At 69.2% G+C, this 22,800-nt stretch carries 24 protein-coding genes; 9 read left to right on the plus strand and 15 right to left on the minus strand.

Annotation, left to right across the window (positions count from 1 at the left end; all coding sequences use genetic code 11):
* The first annotated feature begins 1 nt into the window (after position 1).
* Genes Pen02_RS14040 through Pen02_RS14050 form a run of 3 tightly spaced genes read left to right on the plus strand, consistent with a single transcriptional unit; the run spans position 2 to position 3,764 of the window.
* A complete protein-coding gene (locus Pen02_RS14040; RefSeq protein WP_203866440.1) occupies positions 2–1,225 on the plus strand; it encodes an aminoacyl--tRNA ligase-related protein in 1,224 nt (407 codons plus the stop codon).
* The gene (locus Pen02_RS14045) at positions 1,222–2,469 is read left to right on the plus strand and encodes an ATP-grasp domain-containing protein (RefSeq protein ID WP_203866441.1); all 1,248 of its coding nucleotides are present in this window, start codon (positions 1,222–1,224) and stop codon (positions 2,467–2,469) included. Before Pen02_RS14040 ends, Pen02_RS14045 begins: the two co-directional genes overlap by 4 nt.
* The gene (locus Pen02_RS14050) at positions 2,466–3,764 is read left to right on the plus strand and encodes an MFS transporter (protein WP_203866442.1); all 1,299 of its coding nucleotides are present in this window, start codon (positions 2,466–2,468) and stop codon (positions 3,762–3,764) included. The genes Pen02_RS14045 and Pen02_RS14050 overlap by 4 nt, the downstream gene beginning before the upstream one ends.
* A gap of 194 nt (positions 3,765–3,958) precedes the next feature.
* Here the strand turns inward: Pen02_RS14050 and aroF are convergent, their stop codons facing one another.
* Positions 3,959–4,768, minus strand: a complete 810-nt coding sequence (gene aroF / locus Pen02_RS14055; protein ID WP_203866443.1) for a 3-deoxy-7-phosphoheptulonate synthase — start codon at positions 4,766–4,768, stop codon at positions 3,959–3,961.
* A gap of 29 nt (positions 4,769–4,797) precedes the next feature.
* Positions 4,798–5,781, minus strand: coding sequence for a helix-turn-helix transcriptional regulator (locus tag Pen02_RS14060; RefSeq protein ID WP_203866444.1), 984 nt, complete (start codon positions 5,779–5,781; stop codon positions 4,798–4,800).
* Between the two features lie 329 nt (positions 5,782–6,110).
* Here Pen02_RS14060 and Pen02_RS14065 point away from each other — a divergent pair, with 329 nt between their 5' ends.
* Positions 6,111–6,686, plus strand: a complete 576-nt coding sequence (locus Pen02_RS14065) for a hypothetical protein (RefSeq protein ID WP_203866445.1) — start codon at positions 6,111–6,113, stop codon at positions 6,684–6,686.
* A gap of 87 nt (positions 6,687–6,773) precedes the next feature.
* On the opposite strand, the gene Pen02_RS14070 is transcribed toward Pen02_RS14065, so the two are convergent.
* A complete protein-coding gene (locus Pen02_RS14070; protein WP_239140644.1) occupies positions 6,774–7,226 on the minus strand; it encodes a GNAT family N-acetyltransferase in 453 nt (150 codons plus the stop codon).
* 54 nt (positions 7,227–7,280) lie between these two features.
* Positions 7,281–7,736 carry an SMI1/KNR4 family protein gene (locus Pen02_RS14075; protein ID WP_203866446.1) on the minus strand — a complete coding sequence of 152 codons (456 nt, stop codon included), beginning with the start codon at positions 7,734–7,736 and terminating at the stop codon, positions 7,281–7,283.
* Between the two features lie 284 nt (positions 7,737–8,020).
* On the opposite strand from Pen02_RS14075, the gene Pen02_RS14080 reads away from it, so the two are divergent.
* Positions 8,021–8,941, plus strand: a complete 921-nt coding sequence (locus Pen02_RS14080; RefSeq protein WP_239140646.1) for a DUF1152 domain-containing protein — start codon at positions 8,021–8,023, stop codon at positions 8,939–8,941.
* Positions 8,942–9,294: 353 nt separating this feature from the next.
* Here the strand turns inward: Pen02_RS14080 and Pen02_RS14085 are convergent, their stop codons facing one another.
* The 8 genes from Pen02_RS14085 to Pen02_RS14120 form a co-directional block, all read right to left on the minus strand.
* Complete coding sequence (locus Pen02_RS14085; protein ID WP_203866448.1) at positions 9,295–10,737, minus strand: hypothetical protein; 1,443 nt, start codon at positions 10,735–10,737, stop codon at positions 9,295–9,297.
* Positions 10,734–11,261 carry a SigE family RNA polymerase sigma factor gene (locus Pen02_RS14090; protein ID WP_203866449.1) on the minus strand — a complete coding sequence of 176 codons (528 nt, stop codon included), beginning with the start codon at positions 11,259–11,261 and terminating at the stop codon, positions 10,734–10,736. Before Pen02_RS14090 ends, Pen02_RS14085 begins: the two co-directional genes overlap by 4 nt.
* A 420-nt stretch (positions 11,262–11,681) precedes the next feature.
* A complete protein-coding gene (locus Pen02_RS14095; RefSeq protein WP_203866450.1) occupies positions 11,682–11,921 on the minus strand; it encodes a hypothetical protein in 240 nt (79 codons plus the stop codon).
* A gap of 215 nt (positions 11,922–12,136) precedes the next feature.
* On the minus strand, positions 12,137–12,715 hold the full coding sequence (locus Pen02_RS14100) for a dihydrofolate reductase family protein (protein WP_203866451.1): 579 nt from the start codon (positions 12,713–12,715) through the stop codon (positions 12,137–12,139).
* Entirely contained in the window at positions 12,712–13,911 is a 1,200-nt protein-coding gene (locus Pen02_RS14105; RefSeq protein ID WP_203866452.1) for an RNA polymerase sigma factor, read from the minus strand. Before Pen02_RS14105 ends, Pen02_RS14100 begins: the two co-directional genes overlap by 4 nt.
* A gap of 20 nt (positions 13,912–13,931) precedes the next feature.
* Positions 13,932–14,285 carry a YciI family protein gene (locus Pen02_RS14110; protein WP_203866453.1) on the minus strand — a complete coding sequence of 118 codons (354 nt, stop codon included), beginning with the start codon at positions 14,283–14,285 and terminating at the stop codon, positions 13,932–13,934.
* Between the two features lie 39 nt (positions 14,286–14,324).
* On the minus strand, positions 14,325–14,738 hold the full coding sequence (locus Pen02_RS14115; RefSeq protein ID WP_203866454.1) for a DUF6069 family protein: 414 nt from the start codon (positions 14,736–14,738) through the stop codon (positions 14,325–14,327).
* 353 nt (positions 14,739–15,091) lie between these two features.
* On the minus strand, positions 15,092–16,579 hold the full coding sequence (locus Pen02_RS14120; protein ID WP_203866455.1) for a DUF1349 domain-containing protein: 1,488 nt from the start codon (positions 16,577–16,579) through the stop codon (positions 15,092–15,094).
* Positions 16,580–16,665: 86 nt separating this feature from the next.
* On the opposite strand from Pen02_RS14120, the gene Pen02_RS14125 reads away from it, so the two are divergent.
* Both Pen02_RS14125 and Pen02_RS14130 read left to right on the plus strand, forming a co-directional pair.
* Complete coding sequence (locus tag Pen02_RS14125) at positions 16,666–17,817, plus strand: sensor histidine kinase (protein ID WP_239140648.1); 1,152 nt, start codon at positions 16,666–16,668, stop codon at positions 17,815–17,817.
* A complete protein-coding gene (locus Pen02_RS14130) occupies positions 17,814–18,470 on the plus strand; it encodes a response regulator transcription factor (RefSeq protein WP_203866457.1) in 657 nt (218 codons plus the stop codon). Before Pen02_RS14125 ends, Pen02_RS14130 begins: the two co-directional genes overlap by 4 nt.
* 176 nt (positions 18,471–18,646) lie before the next feature.
* Here the strand turns inward: Pen02_RS14130 and Pen02_RS14135 are convergent, their stop codons facing one another.
* On the minus strand, positions 18,647–19,669 hold the full coding sequence (locus tag Pen02_RS14135; protein WP_203866458.1) for a phosphotransferase enzyme family protein: 1,023 nt from the start codon (positions 19,667–19,669) through the stop codon (positions 18,647–18,649).
* Positions 19,670–19,811: 142 nt separating this feature from the next.
* Here Pen02_RS14135 and Pen02_RS14140 point away from each other — a divergent pair, with 142 nt between their 5' ends.
* Entirely contained in the window at positions 19,812–20,324 is a 513-nt protein-coding gene (locus Pen02_RS14140; RefSeq protein WP_203866459.1) for a ribonuclease FAU-1 family protein, read from the plus strand.
* Between the two features lie 45 nt (positions 20,325–20,369).
* Positions 20,370–20,906 (plus strand): AAA family ATPase, encoded by a 537-nt coding sequence (locus tag Pen02_RS14145; RefSeq protein ID WP_203866460.1) that lies wholly within the window; start codon positions 20,370–20,372, stop codon positions 20,904–20,906.
* Between the two features lie 239 nt (positions 20,907–21,145).
* On the opposite strand, the gene Pen02_RS14150 is transcribed toward Pen02_RS14145, so the two are convergent.
* Both Pen02_RS14150 and Pen02_RS14155 read right to left on the minus strand, forming a co-directional pair.
* Complete coding sequence (locus tag Pen02_RS14150; protein ID WP_203866461.1) at positions 21,146–21,865, minus strand: cutinase family protein; 720 nt, start codon at positions 21,863–21,865, stop codon at positions 21,146–21,148.
* Positions 21,866–22,430: 565 nt separating this feature from the next.
* On the minus strand, positions 22,431–22,751 hold the full coding sequence (locus tag Pen02_RS14155; RefSeq protein WP_203866462.1) for a hypothetical protein: 321 nt from the start codon (positions 22,749–22,751) through the stop codon (positions 22,431–22,433).
* Positions 22,752–22,800 lie beyond the last annotated feature (49 nt).

Consider the following 22,800-nt stretch of genomic DNA (forward strand, 5'->3'; position numbering starts at 1 on the left):
AATGCCCACCCTCAGCCTGCCATTCGCGCTGCAGGAGAACCTCTGGCCCACCATGCACACCCGGCTGCGTTTCCACTTCCCCCAGATCGAGCAGGTGGACATCACCGCCACCGAGGTTCGCCTCCACTCCACGGAGGCACTTCCGGCCGGGAAGGTCACCTCGGTGGTCGAGCGGGTCGCCGCCTCGTACGCGTCGATCAGCGAGCGGCTCAGCTCCAGGGTCGTCTACGACCCGGCCGCCGGTACCGACGCCCCCGCCCTGAGCGCCGAGGACGCGACCGCGCTGCGGGCCGCCGCCGTACGCCTCGTGGCCGACCTGGAGGAGGCGCGGACGACGCTTCCGGCGGAGGGCTTCGGCGAGGTGCTGCCGCGCGAGCGGGGCCTCAACGTCTACGGCGGCGTCGAGGCGTACCGGCTGCGCGCCGTCGACGACTTCCTCCGCCGTTTCTTCGAGCGCGCGCACGGCGCCACGGAGATCCGGGTGCCCTCGATGTTGCCCGCCACGGTCGTCGACCGGGCCGGGCACTTCGACACCGGCTGCCAGCATCTGAGCTTCGTGGCGCCGGTGACCACCGACATGGAGGACTTCGAGGGCTTCCTGCCCTACTGGCGGGGCGACAACGACCGGGAACGGCTACACGAGTTCCTGCGTACGCCGAGGGACATCCTGAACCCGGCGTTGTGCCTGCACGCCTATCCGCTGGTCGAGCACCGGCCGGTCGACAACCTGGTGCTGACCCTGTCGGGCTCGTGCTTCCGGGACGAGTCCGGCAACCTCAACAACCGGGAACGCCTCCGCGAGTTCACCATGCGGGAGGGCGTGTTCTTCGGCAGCCAGCGTCACCTGGCCCAGGTGCACCAGCGACTCGTCGCCATGATGGCGGCCGTCGCGGATTTGTTCGGGTTCAAGTACCAGCTCGCGACGGCCACCGACATCTTCTTCAACGACAACGCCCAGCAGCAGCTCTTCTCCCAGCTGGTCAGTGACAGCAAGATCGAGATGCTGGTGCAGTTGGACGACGGTGAACCGGTCGCCATGGCATCGATCAACAAGCACGGTCAGCACTTCGCGAAGCCGTTCGGGCTGCGCGGCTCGGACGGTACGACGCCGAGCACCATGTGTATCGGGTTCGGTCTCGACCGGGTTCTGCTGGCCCTGCGCGACGCACCCGACCTGCCCGGCCAGCTCCGGCAGGGCCTCGCACGGATGGAGGGCCAGGCATGAACCGTTCGCTGGTGGTGGTCGAGTCGCCCGACTTCTTCGTCGCCGACATGACCCGGGTCGCGGAAGCCGAGCAGGACCGGGTGTACGTGTTGACGAAGGACGCCCGGACCACGGGGCCGAACGTCATCCGCGCGGACGTCCGCAAGAATCCGGCGGAGGCGATGGCGGCCGTCCGCCGTACGGTGGGCGCGCCGACGGCGGTGCTCACCGCGCAGGAGATGTTCCTCACCGAGACGGCGGGCCTGGCCGACGCGCTCGGTGTCGGACACGGTAGCCGGGAAACCGCGCTGCGGTCTCGGGACAAGGCCACGATGAAGCGGATCTGGCTCGACGCGGAGGTGGCCACTCCCCGGGGGTGGTCGTTCCGGTCCGCCCAGGAGGTCCGGGACACCTGCGCCGACCTCAGCTACCCGTTGATCGTCAAGCCGACGCACGGGTACGCGAGCTGCGGCGTTCGTAAGGTGGACTCCGAACGGGAACTCCTCGAACACCTCCAGGCCGTTTCGATGATCAACGCGACGGTGATCGGACGGGAGCGTCCGGACGCCGGCATCGTGGTGGAGGAGTACCTCGACGGTGAGGAGTACTCCGTCGACACCGTGTGGTTCGACGGCGTTCCGGCCTGCGACGGGCTGATGTCCAAGGGGGCCGCGGTCGGGCCGTACTATCCCGACCGGCTCTACCACATCGACCCCGAACTGCCGCCGACCGTCGCCGCCGACATCATCCGCCTCTCCCACGACGCGGTACGCGCGCTGGGCATCCGCTCGGGCGCGACCCACACGGAGATCCGGCTGCGCGGCGGCGTCCCGTACGTCCTGGAGACCACCAACCGCCCCGGTGCCGGCGGCCTCTTCTACCCGCTGTTCCAGCAGGCGCACGGGGTCGACTTCGCCCGCGTCCTGTACCACGCGACCATGGCCACCTCGTGGAACGAGTTCGAGGTCGCCGTCGGCACACCGACCGCCACCTCGGCTGCGGCCGGCACGCACTACTTCTGGTACAACCTCCCGCACCCCCGGTCCGGGGTGATCCGCGAGATCCGCGGCCTGGCGGAGCTGGCGGAGCGTCAGGAGGTGCTGCGCTGCCTCTGCTACAAGCAGCCGGGCGCTGTCCTCTACCCGGACGGCCTCAACGCCGACTACTTCTGCTCGGTCCTCGGCCGCTACCAGCCCGGCCCCGCCGACCCGCCGATCAGCGAGTTCGTCCGGAGCTACGACGAGGCGCTCGAGGTGGTGCTGTGACCGTGCGCAGCCTCTACCACCGCAGCTTCCTCGCACTGGTGTCGGGCGGGTTCGTCTCGGCCCTCGGCACCGTCGTCTTCGACCTCGTGCTCGCCTGGTGGGTGGTCTCCGAGACCGGGTCCGCCGTACTCACCGGATACCTGCTGGCCGCAGCCCTGGCACCGATCGCCTTCATCGGCCCGATCGGCGGCGTCCTCTCGGACAGGTGGAACAAGAAGGCGATCCTCGTCGTCACCGACGTGGTCAGTGGTGCGGTGGCCTTCGGGGTCGCGGTGATGGCCTACCGGAACACCCTCAACGTCCCGCTGCTGGCGCTGTCCTGCTTCGCCCTCGGCACCTGCGCCGCCCTCTACCGACCGGCCGCGCGTTCCATCGTCCCGCTGCTCGTGCAGGAACGACACCTGGTCAAGGCCAACTCGGTGTCGAACAACCTCACCGAGACCACCAAGGCGGTCGGTCCGCTGCTGGGCGCCGCGCTCGTCGCGTTGCCGGTCGTCGGCGTCGGCGGAGCGATGGTGCTCAACGGCGTGTCGTTCTGGCTGTCCGCCCTCGCGGCGGCGGCGATCCGCTACCAGCACGTCACGAACGGAAAGAACGTCTCCGGCGTACTCGCCGACCTGCGCGCCGGATTCCGCTACATCAACAGCCGGGCGCTGATCCGAAACATGGTGATCCTCTGCGCCGCGGTCAACTTCTTCCTGATCTCGTTCAACATCCTCCTACCGCTGTACGTCACCGAGGTGCTGCACGGATCGAGCGCGACGTACGGACGGGCCCTCACCGCCGAGGCGGTCGGCGGCATCGCGATCACCCTCCTGCTGCTGTTCCTCCACGACATCGTCCCCACCAACCGGCTGCTCGCGGCACTCATCGCCGCCGGAGGGATGTCGCTGGCGCTCATCCCCGTGGTGCCGGCCGTCACCGCGCTGCTGCTGTTCTCCGCCGCACAGGGATTCTTCGTCGGCGGCTTCAACACGCTGTTCTTCGCCTACATCCAGAAGGAGGTCAGCCAGGAGTTCCTCGGCCGGGTCTTCTCCGTGGTGTACATGGCGGCGATCGGAGTCATGCCGGTCGCCTACATCAGCTGGGGCTACATCGGCGACTACGCGCTCCGGTGGGGATTCGTGTACGCCGGCCTCGGCACCGTGTTGTGCAGCGTTCCGTTCCTGCTCCTGCGCCAGCACGTCACCCGCCCGGTGGCGGAGCTGACTCGGATCACCCGACCCGCCCAGCCCTCCGAGCCGGTACGCGCGGCGGAGCCGGCCCGGGTGGTCGAGCCCGTCATGGCAACCTGATCGACGGACTCCGACGGAGATCGCCTGTCGGGTGCCGGCCGCGAGTCCACGCGGCCGACACCCGACAGGCGTCTCGCCGTCCTGACGGCCGAGGCGGTCGACAGCCGGTCGGCTGGGCGCCGGACGGGTACGACCGGCGATCGTCAGACCCGGCGCCGCCCCGGCGCGGTGCGGACCGTACGACTCGGCCGTGGCTATGTGCTCGACAGCTCACACAGACTCGTCAAGCGCCTGACCTGCTCGATCAGGTTGCGCAGCTCCGGAGTGCTCAACGCCTGACAACTGTCGGTCCACGACTGGTCCGGCACCGGATGGCTCTCGACGATGATGCCGGCGGCACCGACCGCGGCACCCGCGAGGGCGAGCGGAAGCACCCACTCCCGGCGACCCGCCGCGTGGCTGGGATCGATGATGACCGGAAGGTCGGTCCGGCCCGCCAGCACCGGAACCGCCGCGATGTCCAGGGTGTTGCGGGTCTCGGTGACGAACGTACGGATGCCTCGCTCGCACAGGATGACGTCATCGTTCCCCGTGGCGCGCACGTAGTCGGCCGCCCCCAGCCACTCGTCGTAGGTGGCGGCGAACGATCGCTTGAGAATGACCGGGATTCCGGCCCGGCCGGCCGCCTCCAACAGGCGGCTGTTGCGCATCGACCTGGCTCCGATCAGGAAGCCGTCGACGTGGTCGCGCAGAAGTCGCACGTCGTCGCCGTCCAGCGGCTCCGCGATGATCGGCAGACCGGTACGGACGCGCGCCTCGTCGAGCAGCGGAATGCCCTCGGCACCGATGCCCTGGAAGCGATCCGGGGCGGACCGTGGCTTGAAGACGCAGCCCCGGAGGACGTCGGCGCCCGCGGCCGCCGCCGCCTCCGCATGTGCCACGTAGCCGGGCTCCACCGAGCAGGGGCCCGAGATGATGGGCCGGTGGTCACCGCCGAAGACGACGTCACCGATGGCCACCCGTCGCCTCGCCTTCGGCTGGGCGTGCTGGGGCGAGGTTCCCATGCCTTGTCTCCGATCGGTTACTTGCCGTGTCACAGCCAACCGCGCTGGGCCGCCTTCAGACCCGCCTCGAACCGACTGCGGGCCTCAAGACGCTCCATCAGGTCAGCCATCATCCGCCGGGCCGTCCGTGGAGACACACCGAGCCGTACCGCAGCCGCCTCGTCCGTCAAACCCTGGCCAAGCAGCTCCAGCAACGCGCGTTCCTGGGCGTTCAGCCCCTCACGCTCCGGCTCGCGCGCGGCGCCCAACGGTGTCGCTATCTCCCACACCTGTGTGAAAAGCGCCAGCATCGAGGCGACGAACCCTGGACCAGTCAGGTGCAGGGCACCCTTGCGCGTGTCGGCCGGGTCGATCGGCACCAGGACGGCACGACGATCCGCCAGGATCATGCGCGGCGGAAGAATGGGCGAAGTCCGGAACTCCGCGCCACTGTCGGTCAGGAAACGCGCGTGCGCAAGCGTCTGCGGGTCGTTCCGGATGCTGTCCAGGCCGACGGTGTGGATGCGGACACCACGTTCGAGAAGCTCCGTGTCGTTACGACGGGCATGCCCCAACGCTTCCGCCGACTGGGCACCGCCCGGCATGAAGGTGAGAATCTCGAACTCGGTCTCGCGAGCCAGTTGCGCCAGCTTGTCCTGCACCGCGTCGATACCGAACAGGTGAGTCGCCGCCGGAGCCGAGGCATGCTGATGTGCCGTTCCGAACTGGCCGATCAACCGAGTGATTTCGACCTGACTCTCCGCAACCTGCTGTTGGCGGCGAGCAAGTTCAGCCTGTTGCTGAGCCAGCGCGGCACTCAACCCGACATCCGGACTTACCACGTGCAGCGTGCCCGGGCGATCCATCGAGTTACGAACCAGTGACATCTCGAACAGGCAGTCCAGGGCGGCGCGCACCTGCGTATCGGTGATGCCGAGATGGGCGCTGAGCTCGGTCACCCCCCAGTCCGGTTGGGCGAGCATCTGCCGATAGACGCTCTCCGCGACGGAATCCAAACCCAAGGCGACCAGCACGAAATCGCCCTCCCCGTGATGGCCCACAAGGGACCAGGCAAAATCTTGAGCGAGATCGTCCCACGTGGACTACCCGCTGGCAAGCAGCCCGCTGCCCGAAAACCACCGACGCACCGGTGTGTCATTTCGCCGTTTCGCACCGACGTGCCAGCCTCCATTTGCACCGTGGCGGCTGCGACGGCTGCCACGGCGGCGCTGTTGGGCTCGCCGTCTTCGGGGTGCTCGTCCGCCGGTACGCGGTCAGGGTCGTTTCTGCGGGGGTTGTCAGGGTCGCGGGTGGGGGTTCCGCCGGAGGCGCCGTACTCCGGTACGCGGTCATGATCCTCTGCATGACGAAAGCAGCGAGGCTTGCTCTGGTCGGCGCGCCTCTCGCGATGATTGGTTATGGCGTGGTCCGTTACGTCGGCAGGCTCGACGACGTGTATGGGCCGGGTCTCGACTGGCAGCTTGCCCATTTTCTCGGCTTGGCCGGCTTCCTTCTGTTCGTGCCGCTGGTGCTGGGGCTGCGGACGCTGTTGCCCGGGGGAGTGGTCCGCGAGTCGGCGGTCGGCGCGACGTTGGTCGGTCTCGCGACGTGCGTGGTGCAGTTCGGGGTGGACATCGTGCAGGCGTTCGTGGCTACCGACAGGGAGGAGTTGCGCAGCCTGCAGCACGAGTTCTCTGGTCTACCCGGTGTGCGAGCCGCGATCTACGACGTCGGGCCGCTGTTCTTCTTCGTCGGCATCGTGCTGGTCGCGGTGCTGGCCGCCAGAGCGGGCCGGCTGCCGTGGTGGAGCCCGGTGGTCCTGCTCGTCGGTGTGCTGCTGCCGTCGGTGGACCTGGATCTGATGCCGTTCGGCGGGCTGTTGATGCTGCTGGCACTGCTGCCGCTGCGCCGTCCGTTCCGGCAGGTGTCGGCGGGCTGAGCGTGCTGGCCACCTGGCCATGAACGTGCCGTCGGCGTACCTGACGAGATTCTTCGATGCCGGCGGGGAGGAACGATCGACCGGAGGCTATCCAGCGAGGCTCTTGACGAAGCGGGCCGAGGACGTGCACATGTCCTCGTACCCAAGATGTTGGTAGAACTCGTGGGTTCTCGTCCGGCAGCGCCTGCTGGTGACCTCCATCTTCACGCAGCCGGCGATGCGGGCCTGCTCTTCGGCGGCCGTGACCAGTGACCGGCCCACCCCTCGGCCGCGGTAGCGCTCGTCGACGACCAGTGCGAGCAGACGCCCGAGCTTTCCGGTCACCTCAAGCATCGGCTGGACACCCAGTGCCGCGACGCCGATCAACTCACCGTCGTCGTCGGCGCCGACGAGCCAGCTCGAGGGGTCGTCCAGCCAGTAGTCGAGTCGTCCGTGCACGGCCGCCTCGGTGGTCGGATACCCGAGTTGACCCAGCAAACCGGTAAGCCCTGGAACATCCTGTCGTCGAATCGGTCGAAGCTCTACTGACATGCCGGGCATCCTGTCACTCCGTCGCAACCGGTTGTCTCGGTGCCCGATCTGCCTGGTCGCCGACTACGGCCTGAGTCCGTGGATTGCGACGAAGTGCAGGAAGTCTGGGGCGACAAGTTCGTCGTCGCCGGCGTCATGGAAGCGGAACCAGACTTCGTCATGGCAGCGGCCGTTGGTAACGGGGAAACCCCAGTGGTCGCCGGTACCGACCGGAGCGACGGCGACAAAGTCGCGGTCGGGGAACTCGTGGTCGTTGACGGTGCAGAGTTCGTTGCCGTACCGCTCCGGAGAGGCCGTGATCGGGAACAGTTCGATGAAACCGAACGCGCCTCCGCCGTGGCGCATCATGAACGTCTTGTATTTCTGCGGAAGGATCACGGCCATTCGGCGCTCGGCGGTGGCAATCTCGTCAGCGGTCGCGGTGTGCCCCTCGATGAGCGCGAAGCCGAATTCAGCCTCCGAGGCGGCGGACTTCTGACGCAGCGGTTCGGCAAGCGCGTCGAACTCGGGAAGATCCACGCCGCTCAGCCTATGCCGTGGCCGGGACACGACGGTCGGGGCAGTCGGCAGGCGGCCGGTCGGGCCGGTCAGCGGCGTTGGCGGGCTTACCGCGCGACCCGGCCGAGGTTCGTCGTCCGCCATCACGGCCAGTCCGCACCCACGGGGGCAGAAGTGGATGCTGACGCGACGCGGCGAGGCCGAGCAGGTGCCGCGCGATGTGTGCTGGACATGGTTATTCGGGTGCGGGGATCGGTGACCCCGGAGATCATGATCTGGTGTGGCAACTGCCGTTCTTCGACGCGTTGAAGACCGCCCGGCGCGTGCTGATCGCGGGAGCCGGCGGCGGCTTTGACGTCTACGCCGGGCTGCCGCTCGGACTGTCTCTCCTGTGTGAGGGCAGAACGGTGTATTTCGCGAACCTGTCGCTCGTCAACCTCTACGGACTGGACAAGGACGTCTGGCTGGAACCGGGCGTTGCGGCGGTGACCCCGGGCACGACCGGTTACGAGGACTACTTTCCGGAGCGTACGCTCGCCCGCTGGCTCGCCCTGCACGCACTGCCCGCCACCGTCTACGCGTTTCCCCGTACCGGAGTGCGGCCACTACGCAGCGCCTACCGACGGCTCACCAAACGGCTCGACCTCGACGCGATCGTGCTTGTCGACGGTGGCACCGACATCCTCATGCGCGGTGACGAGGCCGCACTGGGTACACCGGTCGAGGACGCGACAAGCCTTGCCGCAGTGGCCGGTACGCCGGTGGCGACAAAGCTCGTCGCTGCCATCGGGTTCGGAGTCGATGCCTACCACGGGATCAACCACGTTCAGGTCCTGGAGAACATCGCCGCCCTCGACCGTGGCGGCGCCTACCTGGGAGCGTTCACCGTACCGTCGCACGGGCGGGAGGCGGCGCTCTATCGCGAGGCGGTCGAGCATGCACAAGCCAGCACGCCGGGCCGAGCGAGCATCGTCAACGGGCAGATCGCCGCAGCGTTGACCGGAGCCGTCGGGGACGTGCCGCTGGACAGTCGTACCGACGGAACACCGTTGTTCGTCAATCCGCTGATGGCGATGTATTTCACGTTCGACCTGGCCGGGCTGGCGGCACACTCGCTGTACCTGGACCGCATCCGCGCCACCGACGACATGCTCCAGGTCAGCCATATCATCGAGCGGTTTCGAGATGAGATCGATCCTCGACCGAGAGTTCTCTTCCCGCACTGACGCTGGCCGTCGTCGACTCCACCGCCACCGCCCTGTTCGTGCTGTTGGCTGCTCAGTGGCCAGGCGGTCAGCACCTACCTGCGTGACCTCGGACGCGTCGGCAGGCGAAGGAGATCGACGCCCGGTTCCCACCCCGTGGCGACGGCGACCCGGAGCCGGGTACCGACCGGCACCAGGCTCGTGACACGCGTCCCGAAGCGTCCAGAGGCGCGTCCCGCCTGACGGGTACCTGAGCCCGACTCTCACGCCACGTCGCGCCCGGACCGAATGGGGAGGCTGGGCGCGGGCGCCGGTTCTGGACCCGCTCGGCGTGGCCGAGCCGCCCTGGGACGGCTCGGCCACGCTTGCGGTCCTCAGGAGGTCACCCGGGTTGCCGGGCTGTCGCCCGGCAGGCCCGACATGTCGGCCTCGACCGGCGGCAACGGAGTGGTGCCGAGGACGCTGCCGTCCGCGGCGTACGCGGTGAGGCTGGCCGGCTGGTCCGGCGGTACCCGGGTGGTGCCGGCGTGTGACGCGTCGAGGGTGACCGTGGCCGGGGGTGCGCCGCCGGCCGTGACCGTGATGCGGGCCGCGTCCGGCGGGGCGACTATCCGCACCTGGTCCGTCGGCGTGCGGGTGCTGTCGTCGGCTCGGATCCGCCAGCCGATCGGTCGCTGGTCGGCACCGTCGGCCGGCAGCAGCAGCCGCAGGTCGGTCCGCCAGCCGGTCCGGTCGTCGCCGTGCATGGCGTACGCGATTATCCCCCCGCCGGCAGGCTGCACGGTGAGCAGCGCGGCGGCCTGACCCTGCTCGCTGCCCGACCATCGCAGCCGTACCGTCGTCCCGGCAGCCGGCAGGTGACTGTCGAGGAGTGCCGTTTCGATGAAGCGGCGCAGGGCGGCGTCCTCCAGCGGTGCGTTCCGGGCGCCCCGTCGGGCGGCGGCGAGCAGGGCGTCCATCTCCGGACCGGTCGGGTCGATCGCGGCGTACGGGCCGCCGCCCAGGCCGCCCTGGAACAGCACGCGGTCGCCACGGCTGACCCGGACGACGGGTTCGTTCCGAAGCGGCGCGGTGGGCAGGGCGGCGAGCCCGATCCCGCTGCCGTCCGCCCTGGCGATGTCCTGGTACTCCAGGGTTCCCCTCGCCGTGTAACGAGGGTCGCCACTGATCGTCACGGTCGAACCGACCGGCCCGACGACGACCGCGAATCCGTCCTGGTCGGGACTGCTCTGCATCAGGGTCATCACCGGGTCGTCGACGCCCTCGCTGTGGCCGGCGTAGCGCATCTGTTGGGCGCCGGCCCCGGCCGGACCCGTGTACCAGACCAGCGCCTGCTTGGTCAGTAGGCCGAGCCGCAGCGGCACCGCTACCAGCGCGACCCGGTGGCCCGGCTGGTCACTGCCGTAGAGCAGACGAATCCGGTCACGGTCACCGATCTTCCAGATGCCGTCCGGGTTCCAGCCACCCAACGGGGTGTCGGTGCTCATCGTCGGATCGGTGCCGATCCGCGCCCGCAGCGTGTCCAGCCAGGACTGGTCGCCGGCCAGCGAGCCCCGGGGCGGCCCGTCGAGCAGCGCCGCCGGGGCGGCGGCGACCGCGATGCCGGGCGCCCAGCCGGGCAGGGGTACCACGTTGGTCTGGACCCCGACGAGCACGGCTCCGATTGCAGCGGCCACCGTCGCCCGGATCAGCCGCGTCCGCCGGTGCCGCCGTTCGCGCCGGGCGAACCCCGGCCACGGGTCCTCGGGTACGGTGACGCCGTGTGCGGCCTGCCGCAGCGCGGGACTGAGCGTCGAGCTTGCGAAGCTCTCGGTCATGCCACTTCCTCCTCGAGCCGTACCGGGGACTGCGGGGCGGGCGGGGAGAACTCGGCCCGTAGCCGGGCCAGCCCGCGCGACGCCTGGCTCTTCACCGAGCCGACGGAGCAGCCGAGCACCTCGGCGGTGTCCGCCTCGCTGAGATCCTCGAAGTAGCGCAGCACCAGAACCGCCTGGGTCCTGGGCGGCAACCGCCGCAGTGCGGCGAGGAGCAGTTGCCGCTCCTCCACCTGCGCGTACGCGTCCCGCGTCAGCGCGCTGTCCGAGGTCAGCAGCGGCACTTCGAGCAACCGCCGCCGACGCCGCCAGGAGATCGCCGTGTTGACCATCACCCGGCGTACGTAGACCTCGGGCGCGTCCCTGCGCAGCACTCGGTCCCAGCGCCGATGGGTCTTCTCCAACGCCGACTGCGCCAGATCCTCGGATGTCCCCCTGTCGCCGGTCAGCAGGTAGGCCGTTCGGACCAACGACCCCCACTGTCGTTGTACGAACAGCCGAAACTGTTCGTCGTCGTGCTGACTCACGCCACCTCCAGGTCGCGTCCGCCTTGCGTTTCCGTGCGGATGCAGGGTGAGACGCGATCTGCGGTGTCCGGGGTTGAGTGCTTGTGTGGTGCAAGCCGGACGGGCTGGCTAGCCGTGCTGGGCATCACGGTGCTCATCGTCCCGTACCGGCACCTGCTGCTCGCCGCCCCGGCTGGCGGCGAACCTCGACCGACTCAGCGGCGGCCCGGCTCGCCCTTGCCCTCGGCGTCGGTGTCGGCTCGGCTCGGCCCGGCAGGATTTCGAGGTGCCTGGCGTGCCGTTCCGGCGGCGCGGCGCGCTGACCGACGCGGGCCTGCCGGTGATGCGCGACGCCCGCCGGAATACCGACGACTGGTCGGTCGACAACGCAGTGCGTTGAATCGACGGGGGCCTGGAATCACGCTCCGGAGCGCGCCGATGTCAGCTCCGTGCCGTGCTGCCTCGGCCTCCGCGCCACCTGCTGAGATACGGCAGCAGGAATAGGTTCAGGCCGGTGAGCAGAAGCAGGACGAGCGGGAACAGCGGCAGGTAGAACACCCAGGCGGCGGGCTCCTCCTGGGTCAGGGCGAGGAAAGTGGCGATGACGGTCACCGTGAAGGCAATAGACAGCCAGCGGTGGATTTGGCGAATCGATCTACTGTAGTTCAGCGGAGTTCCCATAGCGGGCACGCTAGTTACGGCGGTGCGGCCCGAGCTTCTTGATTCCTGATCGATCCGACAGCACCAGCCGAGGCCGACTGGCGAGCTGTTCGGCATACCCTGGTCGTGCGTGACCGAACACATCGGCGTGACCGACTCCGCAGACAGCACCGGGCGCCCGACGGTGCCAGACCGTCGCCGAGTCGGACCCGCCCGAAGATGAGCACCCGGGGGACTCAGCCGTGCAGGGTGGGCCGGTAGACGAGTTCCTGGGTGCGACCGTCGAGGGTCCGGCTCTCGATCAGCTCCAGGTCGAAATCGGCCGCCCTCTGGAAGATCGGCTCCGTACCGGTCTGACCGGTGATCACCGGGAAGAGCGTCACCTGGACGAGGTCGACCAGACCGGCGGCCATCAGCGCCCGGTTCATCGACAGGCTGCCGTGCGACCGCAGGGGTACCTCGGACTCTTCCTTGAGCCGGGCGACGACGTCGACGGCGTCACCGCTCACCACGGTCGCGTCCGGCCAGTCGAGGGGTCCTTCCAGCGTGCGCGACACGACCGTCGCCGGGAGGTTCCGCATCCGGGTGACCCAGGCGTCACGGACCTCGGACTCCGCAGTGCTCGCGGCCAGTAACCGGGCGAACACCCGGTACGTGTCGGCCCCGAAGACCATGCGCTGCTCCTCGCCGTACTGGGCGAGACGGTGCTTGAGCAACTCGGGGCCCTGCTTACCCCAGTAGCCGCCCCAGTTGCCGCTGGCGGTGCCGAAGCCGTCGAGGCTGGAGAAGACGTCGAAGGTGTAGGTGACGGTCATGTTGGGCTCCACGTTTGGGTGAGTTCGGCACGACGAGCCTCCAGGAAGGCGCGTTCGGTCTCGTTTGTGGCCAGCGCCGTGGCCTGGTCGTAGGCGGCTGCGGCCGCTTCGTGGCGTCCGAGCCGGGCCAGCAGTTCGGCCCGGGTGGCGGGCAGTCGGTGGTAGCCCGGCAGGTCGACGTCCTCCAGTGCGGCGAGCGCCACCGCCGGTCCGTGCACCTCGGCGACGGCGACCGCACGGTTGAGCGCGACGACCGGGGTCGGCGCGAGCGCGAGGAGCTGGTCGTACAGTGCCAGGACCTGCGGCCAGTCGGTGGCGGCGCCGTCGGTGTGCACCGCGTTGATCGCGGCCTGGATCTGGTACGGGCCGGGCCGGTTGCGCCGCAGGCATCGGCGAACCAGGTCGTGGCCCTCGGCGATGAGGGCCCGGTTCCACAGCGACCGGTCCTGGTCGGCCAGCAGCACCAGTCCGCCGGCCGGGTCGAGCCGGGCCGGGCGGCGTGCCTCGGTCAGCAGCAGCAGGGCGAGCAGGCCGAGGACCTCGGGCTCGTCGGGCATCAACGCGGCGAGTTCGCGGGCGAGCCGGATCGCCTCGGCACACAGATCCGCATCGATGAGCTCTCCGGCGGTGGAGGCGTAGCCCTCGTTGAACATCAGGTAGAGCACGGTGAGCACCGGCGGCAGCCGGTCCGGCAGCTCATGTTCGGCGGGTACCCGGTAGGGGATGCCGGCGTCGCGGATCTTCTTCTTGGCGCGCACGATCCGCTGGGCGATGGTCGCCTCCTGGACCAGGTAGGCCCGGGCGATCTCCGGTACTTCGAGGCCACCGATCAGGCGGAGCGTGAGGGCGGTACGCGCGTCGGGGGCGAGCGCCGGGTGGCAGCAGGTGAAAATGAGTCGTAGCTGGTCGTCCTTCACCGGTCCCACCTCCTGGGGGTCGTCCTGGTGGTGCAGCAGCAGGGCTTGCGCGTGCCGGGCCTCACGGGTCGACTCCCGGCGGAGCCGGTCGACGGCCCGGTTGCGTGCGGTGGTCACGATCCAGGCGCCCGGGTTCGGTGGCAGGGTCTGCCACTTCTGTAGCGCCGTGGTGAAGGCGTCCTGGACCGCCTCCTCGGCGAGGTTGATGTCACCGAGGAGGCGGGTCAGGGTGGCGACGCAGCGGCCGTACTCCGCGCGGTAGATGCTCGCCAGGTCCATCTCGGGTGACCGGCTCGCGCTCAGGCCTGGGACAGGTCGTCGAAGGGTCGCACCTCGATCGGGCCGCAGACCGCCGCGCACTTCTCGGCCCAGGTCAGCGCCTGGTCCAGGTCCGCGCACTTGATGACCCAGAATCCGGCGATGTGCTCCTTGGTCTCGACGAACGGCCCGTCGCTCATGGTGGGGTTGCCGTTCTCGATCCGGACGACGGTGGCGCTGTCCGGTGAGGTGAGTCCTCCGGCGAAGACCCAGGCGCCCGCGGCCTGTAGTTCGTCGTTGATCCGATCGGTCTCCCTGAACATGGTCTGCATCTCCTCGTCGGACGGCGCCGGTGCGCCCTCGACGAAGTGCACGGAAAGCAGGTACTGCCTCATTGTGGTCCTCCGGTAGCTCGACGGTGGAGTGGTGACAGGTCAGGCGGCCAGGCGGCGGGCGAGGGCGGGAATCACGATCGCGGCCGCGACCAGGTGCGTGAGCATCAGCAGCGCAATGGTGGCAGCCCCCGCGTCGGCGATCACGTCCGGCACCAGCGACAGGACGGTCAACACCACCGTCGTACGGACGAACGTGCGCCGCGGACGCCGGGCGAACCGGGACATCAGCCCGGCGATCACCACGCCGATCAACGAGAAGGCGGCGGTCAGCACGCCGAACCCGCTGACCGGGATCGGGGCGCCGGCCATATCGAGGCTGATCCCCGCCGCGTGGCCGGCGGCGGCGACGGCCATGGTGGCGACACTCGCCGCGACCGTAGCGAGAACGCCGTCCCGGACCAGTACACCGACGGTCGAGGCGGTGGCGGGGGTCGTGTTCACAGTGGTGGTCATCATGCCCTCCGGCGGCTGTGGGGACCGGCTCCGTGCCGGGCTCTCACCAGGGCTACGAAGAGGACCACTCCCAATCGACAACCCCGCCCAGATTTTTTCGAAGACGTTTGGCTCGGGCGTACGTCAAGGCAGTTTCCGGGCATAGCGGATGGATCAGACAGTCCAGACTACTACTGGTGCGCCGACGTCACCTTCTGAGCTGGCGCGGCAGCCGTGGGGCCGATGACGTCGAACCGCTCGGCCCGTTCCTCGGCGATGCCCAGACCCGGGCCGGGTCGACGTCACCCGTCGACCCGGCCGGCTCGGCCCGGATCGTCCGAGGCGGTGCGGGGGCACCGCCCCCGCACCACCTGCTATCGCCAGTCGGTGTCCGCCGCCTGCCTGCGGCCGAGGGCCATTCGGACCACGATCACGGTGTACGCGCAGAGCACGGCGAGCCCGGCCCACCAGGGCAGCGGGAAGTACCCGGCCGACGGCGCGTAATGCGCGATGACCTGCGGATACTCCACCACCGTCTGCTTGACGGCGAAGCCGGCGGCCGGAGTGAGCCGCAGCAGCCACTCGGAGACCGGGTCGGGCAGCAGTGGGACCGAGGTGACGGCGTAGGGCAGGGCGACCAGCGACAGCCCGACGAGGATCGCCGCCCAGCCTCGACGCAGCCACACGCCGAGCCCGTACGCGAGGACGGCGCACAGCGCCAGCACCACCGGGACCCCGACGACCAGCCGAGCACCGGTCAGTACGGATATCGGCTGCACCGGAATACCGTTGCCCGTCAGGATCGCCGTGCCCACCGGGAGGACGACGCCGACGGCGACCGCTCCGGCGACGAAGGTGGCCGCCCCGACGACGGCCATCCGGGCGGCGATCACCTGTCGGGAGGGTGTTCCGAGACCTGGGCGGGCGCCGTAGCGGGCCGCGACGACGAGCGCGACGACCAGGGCGACTGCCAGGCCGGGCAGGGTCTTCTCGACGGTACGCGCGCCCTCGTCACCGAGCGGCCCGATGTCGCCGGTGCCGCTGACCCTGATGACGCCCTCCTTCTCCACGGCTCCCGACGCGTTGTGGTACTTCTCCCAGTCGGTGTGGTTCATTTCGCCGACGGAGTCGCTGGCCCACGCGCCGGTGGTGCCGCCCTCGACGGTGACGTTGTCGAAGACGCCGACGGCCTGGGTGAACCGGACCTCCTCGGTCGCGCCGCCGAGGCCGACCTTCCGGAGGGTGAGGTCGCCGGGGGAGGCGGCGAAGAGGCCGACCTGGACCTTGTCCGGCAGGCCGTCGAGCGTCGCCGCCCCGACGGTGCGCCACTGCTCGCCGTCCGCGGACTCGAAGCCGGTGACGGTGTCGCCCGAGCGGCTCAGCCGCAGCCAGCGCGGGGACCGTTCCGATACGCCGCCCGGACCTCCGGCGACGTCGTGTCCGTAGTCGTGCTGGAAGCGCACCCCGTGCTGGCCGGTCATCATGACGGCCGCGTACTGCGAGCCCGGCCGCACGCCGTCCTTGACGATGATCCCGGCCTTGGCCCACGGCACCAGCCCGGACACTATCTGATCATGGTCCGGTGGCGGGTAGGTGATCGTCCCGGTCATCGAGGTCATCCGGACCGTGATGCTGCCCTCGCGGCCCAGATCGCGGTGCAGGAACCAGAACCTGTCGCTGACGGTGGCGCCGTCGCCGGTGACGGGAGCGGTCGGGCACGGCCCGGGGCAGGACGCCTGGTTGCCGAAGGCGTACAGCAGGCCCAGCGCGATGACGGCGAGGGCTGCGGCGGCCAGTGCGGTCAGGCGGCCCGGGCGGCGGAACGCGGACCATTCCCGCCGGAGGAGTTCGGTGGTCGACATGCCGTCGGTTCTAGGCGTCGGCACCTAACGCGGCCCGAACCGGCGCCGTCATGCTGTTGTTAGATCGCGCGCGGCATGCTGGAGGCATGTTCAGGCTGATCGGCGGGACCGTGCGGGTGAGGTTCACGATTCTCTATGCCGTTGTGTTCCTCGTGTCCGGTATCGGGCTGCTGGGTCTGACCTTCCTGCTTTCCGGCGGCGGCAGCATCACCAGCGTCGCCCCCGCCGGAGACCCCCGCACCGAGGGCAGCCCCGGCGGGGCGCAGCAGCATATCCGGCAGTTGGAGCACCAGTTGGCCACGGCGCACGTGCAGCAGTCCCGCCAACTGCTGGCCGGCTCGCTGCTGGCGCTGGTCGTGATGGCGGTGGTGTCACTGCTGCTCGGCCGGGTACTGGCCAGGCGCGTGCTGCGGCCACTGCGCCTGATCACCAACGCCACCCGGCGGATCTCCGCCGACAGCCTGGATCGGCGGCTGGCGGTCACCGGCCCGGCCGACGAGGTGAAGGACCTCGCCGACACCATCGACGGGCTGCTCGCACGGCTTGAGGCGTCGTTCGTCGCGCAGCGCCGCTTCGTCGCCAACGCCTCCCACGAACTGCGTACGCCGCTGGCGACGATGCGGGCGTCGCTGGACGTCGCGGTTGCCAAGCCCGACCCGGCCCCGTCGACGGTGCTGCTCGCGGACCGGCTGCGTCGGCAGCTCGACCGCGTCGATCACCTGCTCGACGGGTTCCTCGTACTGGCCCGGGCACAGCACGGCACGCTGGCCGACGCCGGCCCGGTCGACCTCGGCGACCTCGTCAGCACGACCCTGCGGGAAAGGACCGCCGACGTGACGTCGAAGCGGCTGGGCGTGACGGTGGACGTACCCCCGGGAACGAGCGCCCAGGGCAGCCCCGCGCTGCTGGCGCGGTTGGTCGGCAACGTCGTCGACAACGCCGTGACACACAACGAGCACGGCGGATGGATCGGAATCACCGCTTCCGGGAGCGGCACAGAGCTGGTGCTGGTGGTCGAGACCGGTGGTCGAGTTCTCGACCAACGGGAGGTCGACCGGCTGACGCAGCCGTTCGAGCGGCTCGGCGGCGAACGCGGCGGTTCCTCCGGGCTCGGGCTGTCGATCGTGGCCGCCGTCGCCGCCGCCCACGGTGGGCAGCTCGCCCTGCTCGCCCGACCCGGGGGCGGCCTGCGCGTCTCGATCACGCTTCCGGCCGCGAGAGTACCGGTGGCGGCATGAGGATCCTCGTCGTCGAGGACGATCACGCCCTCGCCGAGGTCCTCGCCGAAGGTCTACGCGACCAGGGCATGGCAGTCGACCTCGCGCACGACGGGCTGACCGCCAGCGCCAAACTCGACCTCACCGCGCACGACGTGGTCGTCCTGGACCGGGACCTGCCCGGCCTGCACGGCGACACGCTGTGCCAGATGATCACCGAGCGGGTGGCCCGGCCGATGGTGCTGATGCTGACCGCGGCGAGCGCGCCCGGCGACCGGGTCAGTGGGCTGACCCTGGGCGCGGACGACTATCTCGCCAAGCCCTTCCACTTTCCCGAGCTGATCCTGCGGATCCAGGCACTCGCCCGCCGCAAGCCGGACGCGCGGCCCCGGACGCTGCACGTCGCCGGGATCGGACTGGACCCGGTACGCCGGACCGTCGTTCGCGACGGCCGGCAACTCAACCTCTCGGTGAAGGAGTTCGCCGTGTTGCAGGCGCTGCTGTGGGCCAGCCCGGGCTTCGTGAGCGCCGAGGCCCTGCTCGAACAGGTCTGGGACGAGAACGCCGACCCGTTCACCAACACCGTCGCCGTGACCGTGGGCCGGTTACGGCGCAAACTCGGCGACCCACCGATCATCGCCACGACGCCGGGAGTCGGCTACCGGATCGCATGATCAGATCTATGCCGCATGGGGGCACACCGTCGGACCGTGCCAGGCTTTCCCTCCGGACTCCACTGTGCCCGGCAACCCTCCGATCTGGCACTTCCAGTGGTGGATCTGACCTGACGACAGAAGAGAAGGAACGGAACGCCGGCCGCACACCTCGGCCGGCGCTCCGCCGTTCTCGCTCAGTGACATCTGCTGCGGCAACCGTGTGGGTTGGAGTCGGCGGGTGGTGGATTCTGCTCCAATGTGGCCTCGCCGGCCAGCCAGGGTGTGGGATCCGATTCCGCTTTGCGGACGTCCGCCAGCAGCCTGGCGATCACCGCCTCGGTCACCCAGGCATCGCCGTTGCGGTTGGCGGCACCCAGCCAATCACCGATGTCCCACAACGCCCGGCAGGCAGCCAGTACGGGGAAGCCGGCCACCTCGCTCCGGCTCAGCGGACGGACCTGCTGGTAGCCGGCGAGGACCGCTGCCCAGCCTTCGCGTTCCTCCTCCGGTGAGTCGGGCCCGCGATAGAGACTGACCAGGTCGTACGCGCGTAACCCGAACCCGCAGTGGTCAAAGTCGAACGTGACGAACCGTCCGTCGCCGTCGATGTTGGTGTTCCCCCGGTGCAGGTCTGCGTGGATGATCCCGTATGCGCCGCCGATCGCTCGGAGCCGCTGGATCTCGCCGGTCAGTCGCTCGCCGAGCTTGCCGAGTTCGGCGAGGTCCGCTGCGGCCCGACCCGAGCCGGCATACGGTGCCAGGCTGGCCAGCGGCCGTTCGAGGAGGATGCGTTCGTCGAGGTGGTAGCGGTCGTGGCTGGTGAGGAAGGCGTCCATCTCCAGGTGCATCCGGGCGATGCCGGAGCCGAACTCGCGCCACTGCTCGGCGGTCAGCGTGCCTTCGTACAAGGGCGTGCCGGGCGCGTGGGTGAACAGGGCGAAGCATCGATCGCCTTCGGGCGCCGTCAGCCGGCCGAGCCGGTCGCCGGAGGTCCGCTGGTACGGGCGGATGACGCCCAGCCCGGCCGCGGCCAGGTGCTCGAGCAGGTCGAGCTCGAAGCGGAGGTCGGATTCCGAACGGATCCAGTACTTTTCCCGGTTGTAGACCCGCAGCACGCGGCGACCGCCCTCGACGTCGGTGACGAGGTAGGTGTCGTTGAAGCCGCGATTCAGCAAGCTCACCTTGATGGGTGCCGCAATGGCGTACTCCCGTTCCACGAGTTGGGCGAGGTCCTCGGCGTGCAGGAGCGAGTGGGTCACGCGCATGTCGAGTGAGCCTATAAGGGGACCGGATGTCCCGCCGGAACGTGCCGCGAACTCCGCGAGCCCCTCAAGGGAGGGCAGAGGCTAACGTGCTCCTATGGAAGCACTTCAATGCAGCGAGAATGTACGTCTGTCCAAGATCAAACGCCCCGGAGGCGTCTTCTGGTTCGATTTTCAGTCGATCCTTCAAGACGGCGACGGGTTGTGGTTGTGGGGCCCAGTTGGTTCACCGTGGGGTGCTCCGCATGACAGTGGCCGTTTTTCGGTGTCCGTCGTGGTGTTGCTCGCGCCGGGCCGTCCGTGGGTGGCGTGGTGGGTTGACGACCCTGCTGACCGACGACTGGAGATCGACGTGTGCCTTCCGCCGGAGGCTACCGAAGCAGGTTGGCGATATGTCGATCTCGAACTCGACCCGGTGTTGCACATGCGGGATTCGCGTGTCGAGATCGAAGACTGGGACGAGTACGAGCAGGCGTGCCGCGATGGCTGGATGAGCCCGGATGAAGCCAAGATCGCGCAGGTGACGGCCGAAGACCGTGCCGGAGCACTCCGGCGCCGGGACGAGCCGTGGCAGGAGCGCGGGTGGCAGATGCTCTCCCAACAGGTGTGAGGACTCGGGTCCATCAACCGCAGGTGGCGCGGGACAGGAGTGTCTGTGCATCAGGCGATGTTTCTGACCGGAGTCGCCGGGGTCGGGAAGTCCAGGGTGGCGGAGGCGGTCGGCAAGCTGCTCACCACGGCGGGCCACGTCGTCGCCGTGGTCGACACCGACATGCTGGCGCAGTTCGGGCCTCCGCCCGACGGAGGCCGGCTGAGTGGTCGGTTCTATGACGAGCTCAAGTGCCGCAACCTGGCGGCGGTGTGGGCCAACTACACGGCCGTCGGCGCCCGGTATCTCGTCGTCGCCGCCGTCATCGACAGCCTGACCCAGCGGGAACAATATGCCGCGAGCCTCGCAGGCTGTGAGGTCCGCGTCGTCAGGTTGATCGCGGACAGGGAAACCGTCGTCAGCCGCCTGCGGCAACGAGACAGCGGATCGAAGCTGGAACGACACCTCAGGGCACTCGACGAGCGTGGGATCGTGCCGAACACGACGGGTGTCGAGGACTTCACAGTCAGGAACGACCGCCCGACTGCTGACGTCGCCGCAGAAATCCTCGTTCGAGCGGGGTGGGTGAACCGGGTCACGTAGCGCTTCGCCGCAGACGCGCAACGCCAGGCATCGAAGGGTACGACGGCCGCTCAGGGATGTCCGTAGCCGAGGCGGAGTTCGTGGCCCAGGCTCGCCGACAGGGTGCCAGATCCTTGCTGGCCGGAGTCGGCGAGCCGCCGGCCGTCACCGGCTCGGTGGCCCCACCTGGGGTGGTGGGGCCACCTCGACGTACCGCCGGTGGTTGATCCGGACCGCGACCACCAGCCGGGTCAACCGCCTTAGTCGTCGCCTGCCCGGTCGACGGCGAACTCGGTGGCCTGGCCCAGGTAGCTCCGATAGTCCAGGTGCGCGGCGAGGCTGCTGGACCCGTTCTGGCAGAACTGGTCGTTGGCGTTGCAGTAGGACTGGATCCGGTCGGCGAACGCGTTGAGCTGGCCTGCTCTGCGGGGGAGGATGCCGGAGGCCCGGCCATCGGTGACGTTGAACGACTCGCCAGCGGTGAACGTCGGGTCGCCGAAGAGCAGCACGGAGGAGATCCGGGCGGCGAGGTCGGCGGTGAGTGCCGAGCTTCCACCGAGACCGCCACCGACCAGGGCATCGCCTATCACGTTGGCGCCCTGCGAGTACCCCGTCAGGACGAAGCGGGTGTCGGCGCACTTCGCGGCGGTGGCTGCCATGACCCGCTGGAGTTCGGTGACGCCCTGCCGGACGCTGCCGGCGTAGTTGAACAGTGTTGCCGGGTAGTTCAGTGCGGTGGTGCGGACGGTCTGCGGCGACTGCTGCGTGATCTGCTGGGCCAGCGGTGTGAGGTTGATGCCGAGGCCGGGCGGTTGGAGACTGCCCCGGGCGCCGATGATCTCGACTTGCGGGCAGGTGTTGGTGGGTGCCTGGGCGGCGTAGGTCGGCGACGCGACGGCCAGCCCGGCTACCGTGGCCGCGCCGGCGACCACGAAGGCCAGCAGCCGCGGTCGGCGTGTTCGTGTCTTGCTTCCGTTCATGCTCTCTCAGCTCCTTTTCCCAGGTCAACGAGGGTAAGGGCCCGGGAGCAGGAAGGATAGAGGGCGGCTGGAGGTTGGCTGTTTTCGATTGGCCTTCTCACAATCCGCACTGGTCGTGTGTCATTCGGCGGGCGTTTTGTGTGGCTTGCGGCTGGCCGGAGTCGCGCCGATCGGTCGGCCTCGACCACCGGCGACTCCCGGATCGGGTGCACCGCAACTCCACCCCGGTAGGGGCGCGCGACGGTGGTCGCCAGTCACCGTCCCCGCAGAATCGTCGCGGCGGCAACACGCTCTGTCACCAACGTCGGACTGATCGGCGGAACGACGAAGAATGCAGTCGTCCACCGCATGGACCAGCCAAGCCTTCGGCCCGCCACTCGGCGCCGAGCCCGTTCCGCACGGAGGTCTGCACCGTCACGCCGTCACGTTGGTGCCCGGTCCGTCCTCGCGCACCGGCTTCAATCGGCGCTTCGGCCGGACTGGGAAAAGGTCGGGCCCGGGGTCATCCGACCCCGGCCCGACCTCTGGTACCACGACTGGAAACGGCCCTGATCAGGCCGGATCGTCAGTTGTAGTAGTAGAAATAGTATGCTCCCCCGGGGCACCCGCCAGGGAGAGTGCAGTCCCAGGGCCACTGGTAGATGGGCGAGACTGCGTAGTACCGCCTGAAGTTGGACCGGGTGTGAACGCAGTCCTGGTAGGAGTAGCCGCACTGGACGTAGTTCTCACCCGCGATGCTGACATCGCCGTTCGTGGCCATCACGGCACTCGCAGGTGCTTCCGGCGCCTGGTACGCGGCGCTCGCGGGTACTGCTGCGGCGGTGGCTATTCCCAACGTCGCCATGGCCGTAATGGCCACTCCCAGCGCCACTTTCTTCAGGTGCATGAACGTCCTCTCGATTCACAGATAGGTCGTCCGGTTTCCCGATCCGTGC

This window comes from Plantactinospora endophytica (assembly GCF_016862915.1).
Lineage (GTDB): Bacteria > Actinomycetota > Actinomycetes > Mycobacteriales > Micromonosporaceae > Plantactinospora > Plantactinospora endophytica.

Bases quoted from the DNA above. Each gene is read 5' to 3' on its own strand.
- Pen02_RS14095 (WP_203866450.1), bottom strand. From the start codon at position 11,921: ATGGGAACTCCGCTGAACTACAGTAGATCGATTCGCCAAATCCACCGC.
- Pen02_RS14085 (WP_203866448.1), bottom strand. From the start codon at position 10,737: ATGACCGAGAGCTTCGCAAGCTCGACGCTCAGTCCCGCGCTGCGGCAG.
- Pen02_RS14040 (WP_203866440.1), top strand. From the start codon at position 2: ATGCCCACCCTCAGCCTGCCATTCGCGCTGCAGGAGAACCTCTGGCCC.
- Pen02_RS14070 (WP_239140644.1), bottom strand. From the start codon at position 7,226: ATGCCCGGCATGTCAGTAGAGCTTCGACCGATTCGACGACAGGATGTT.
- Pen02_RS14110 (WP_203866453.1), bottom strand. From the start codon at position 14,285: ATGAGGCAGTACCTGCTTTCCGTGCACTTCGTCGAGGGCGCACCGGCG.
- Pen02_RS14120 (WP_203866455.1), bottom strand. From the start codon at position 16,579: ATGTCGACCACCGAACTCCTCCGGCGGGAATGGTCCGCGTTCCGCCGC.
- Pen02_RS14045 (WP_203866441.1), top strand. From the start codon at position 1,222: ATGAACCGTTCGCTGGTGGTGGTCGAGTCGCCCGACTTCTTCGTCGCC.
- Pen02_RS14140 (WP_203866459.1), top strand. From the start codon at position 19,812: ATGGAAGCACTTCAATGCAGCGAGAATGTACGTCTGTCCAAGATCAAA.
- Pen02_RS14065 (WP_203866445.1), top strand. From the start codon at position 6,111: ATGACGAAAGCAGCGAGGCTTGCTCTGGTCGGCGCGCCTCTCGCGATG.
- aroF (WP_203866443.1), bottom strand. From the start codon at position 4,768: ATGGGAACCTCGCCCCAGCACGCCCAGCCGAAGGCGAGGCGACGGGTG.
- Pen02_RS14130 (WP_203866457.1), top strand. From the start codon at position 17,814: ATGAGGATCCTCGTCGTCGAGGACGATCACGCCCTCGCCGAGGTCCTC.
- Pen02_RS14100 (WP_203866451.1), bottom strand. From the start codon at position 12,715: ATGACCGTCACCTACACCTTCGACGTCTTCTCCAGCCTCGACGGCTTC.
- Pen02_RS14125 (WP_239140648.1), top strand. From the start codon at position 16,666: ATGTTCAGGCTGATCGGCGGGACCGTGCGGGTGAGGTTCACGATTCTC.
- Pen02_RS14150 (WP_203866461.1), bottom strand. From the start codon at position 21,865: ATGAACGGAAGCAAGACACGAACACGCCGACCGCGGCTGCTGGCCTTC.
- Pen02_RS14155 (WP_203866462.1), bottom strand. From the start codon at position 22,751: ATGCACCTGAAGAAAGTGGCGCTGGGAGTGGCCATTACGGCCATGGCG.
- Pen02_RS14115 (WP_203866454.1), bottom strand. From the start codon at position 14,738: ATGACCACCACTGTGAACACGACCCCCGCCACCGCCTCGACCGTCGGT.
- Pen02_RS14105 (WP_203866452.1), bottom strand. From the start codon at position 13,911: ATGGACCTGGCGAGCATCTACCGCGCGGAGTACGGCCGCTGCGTCGCC.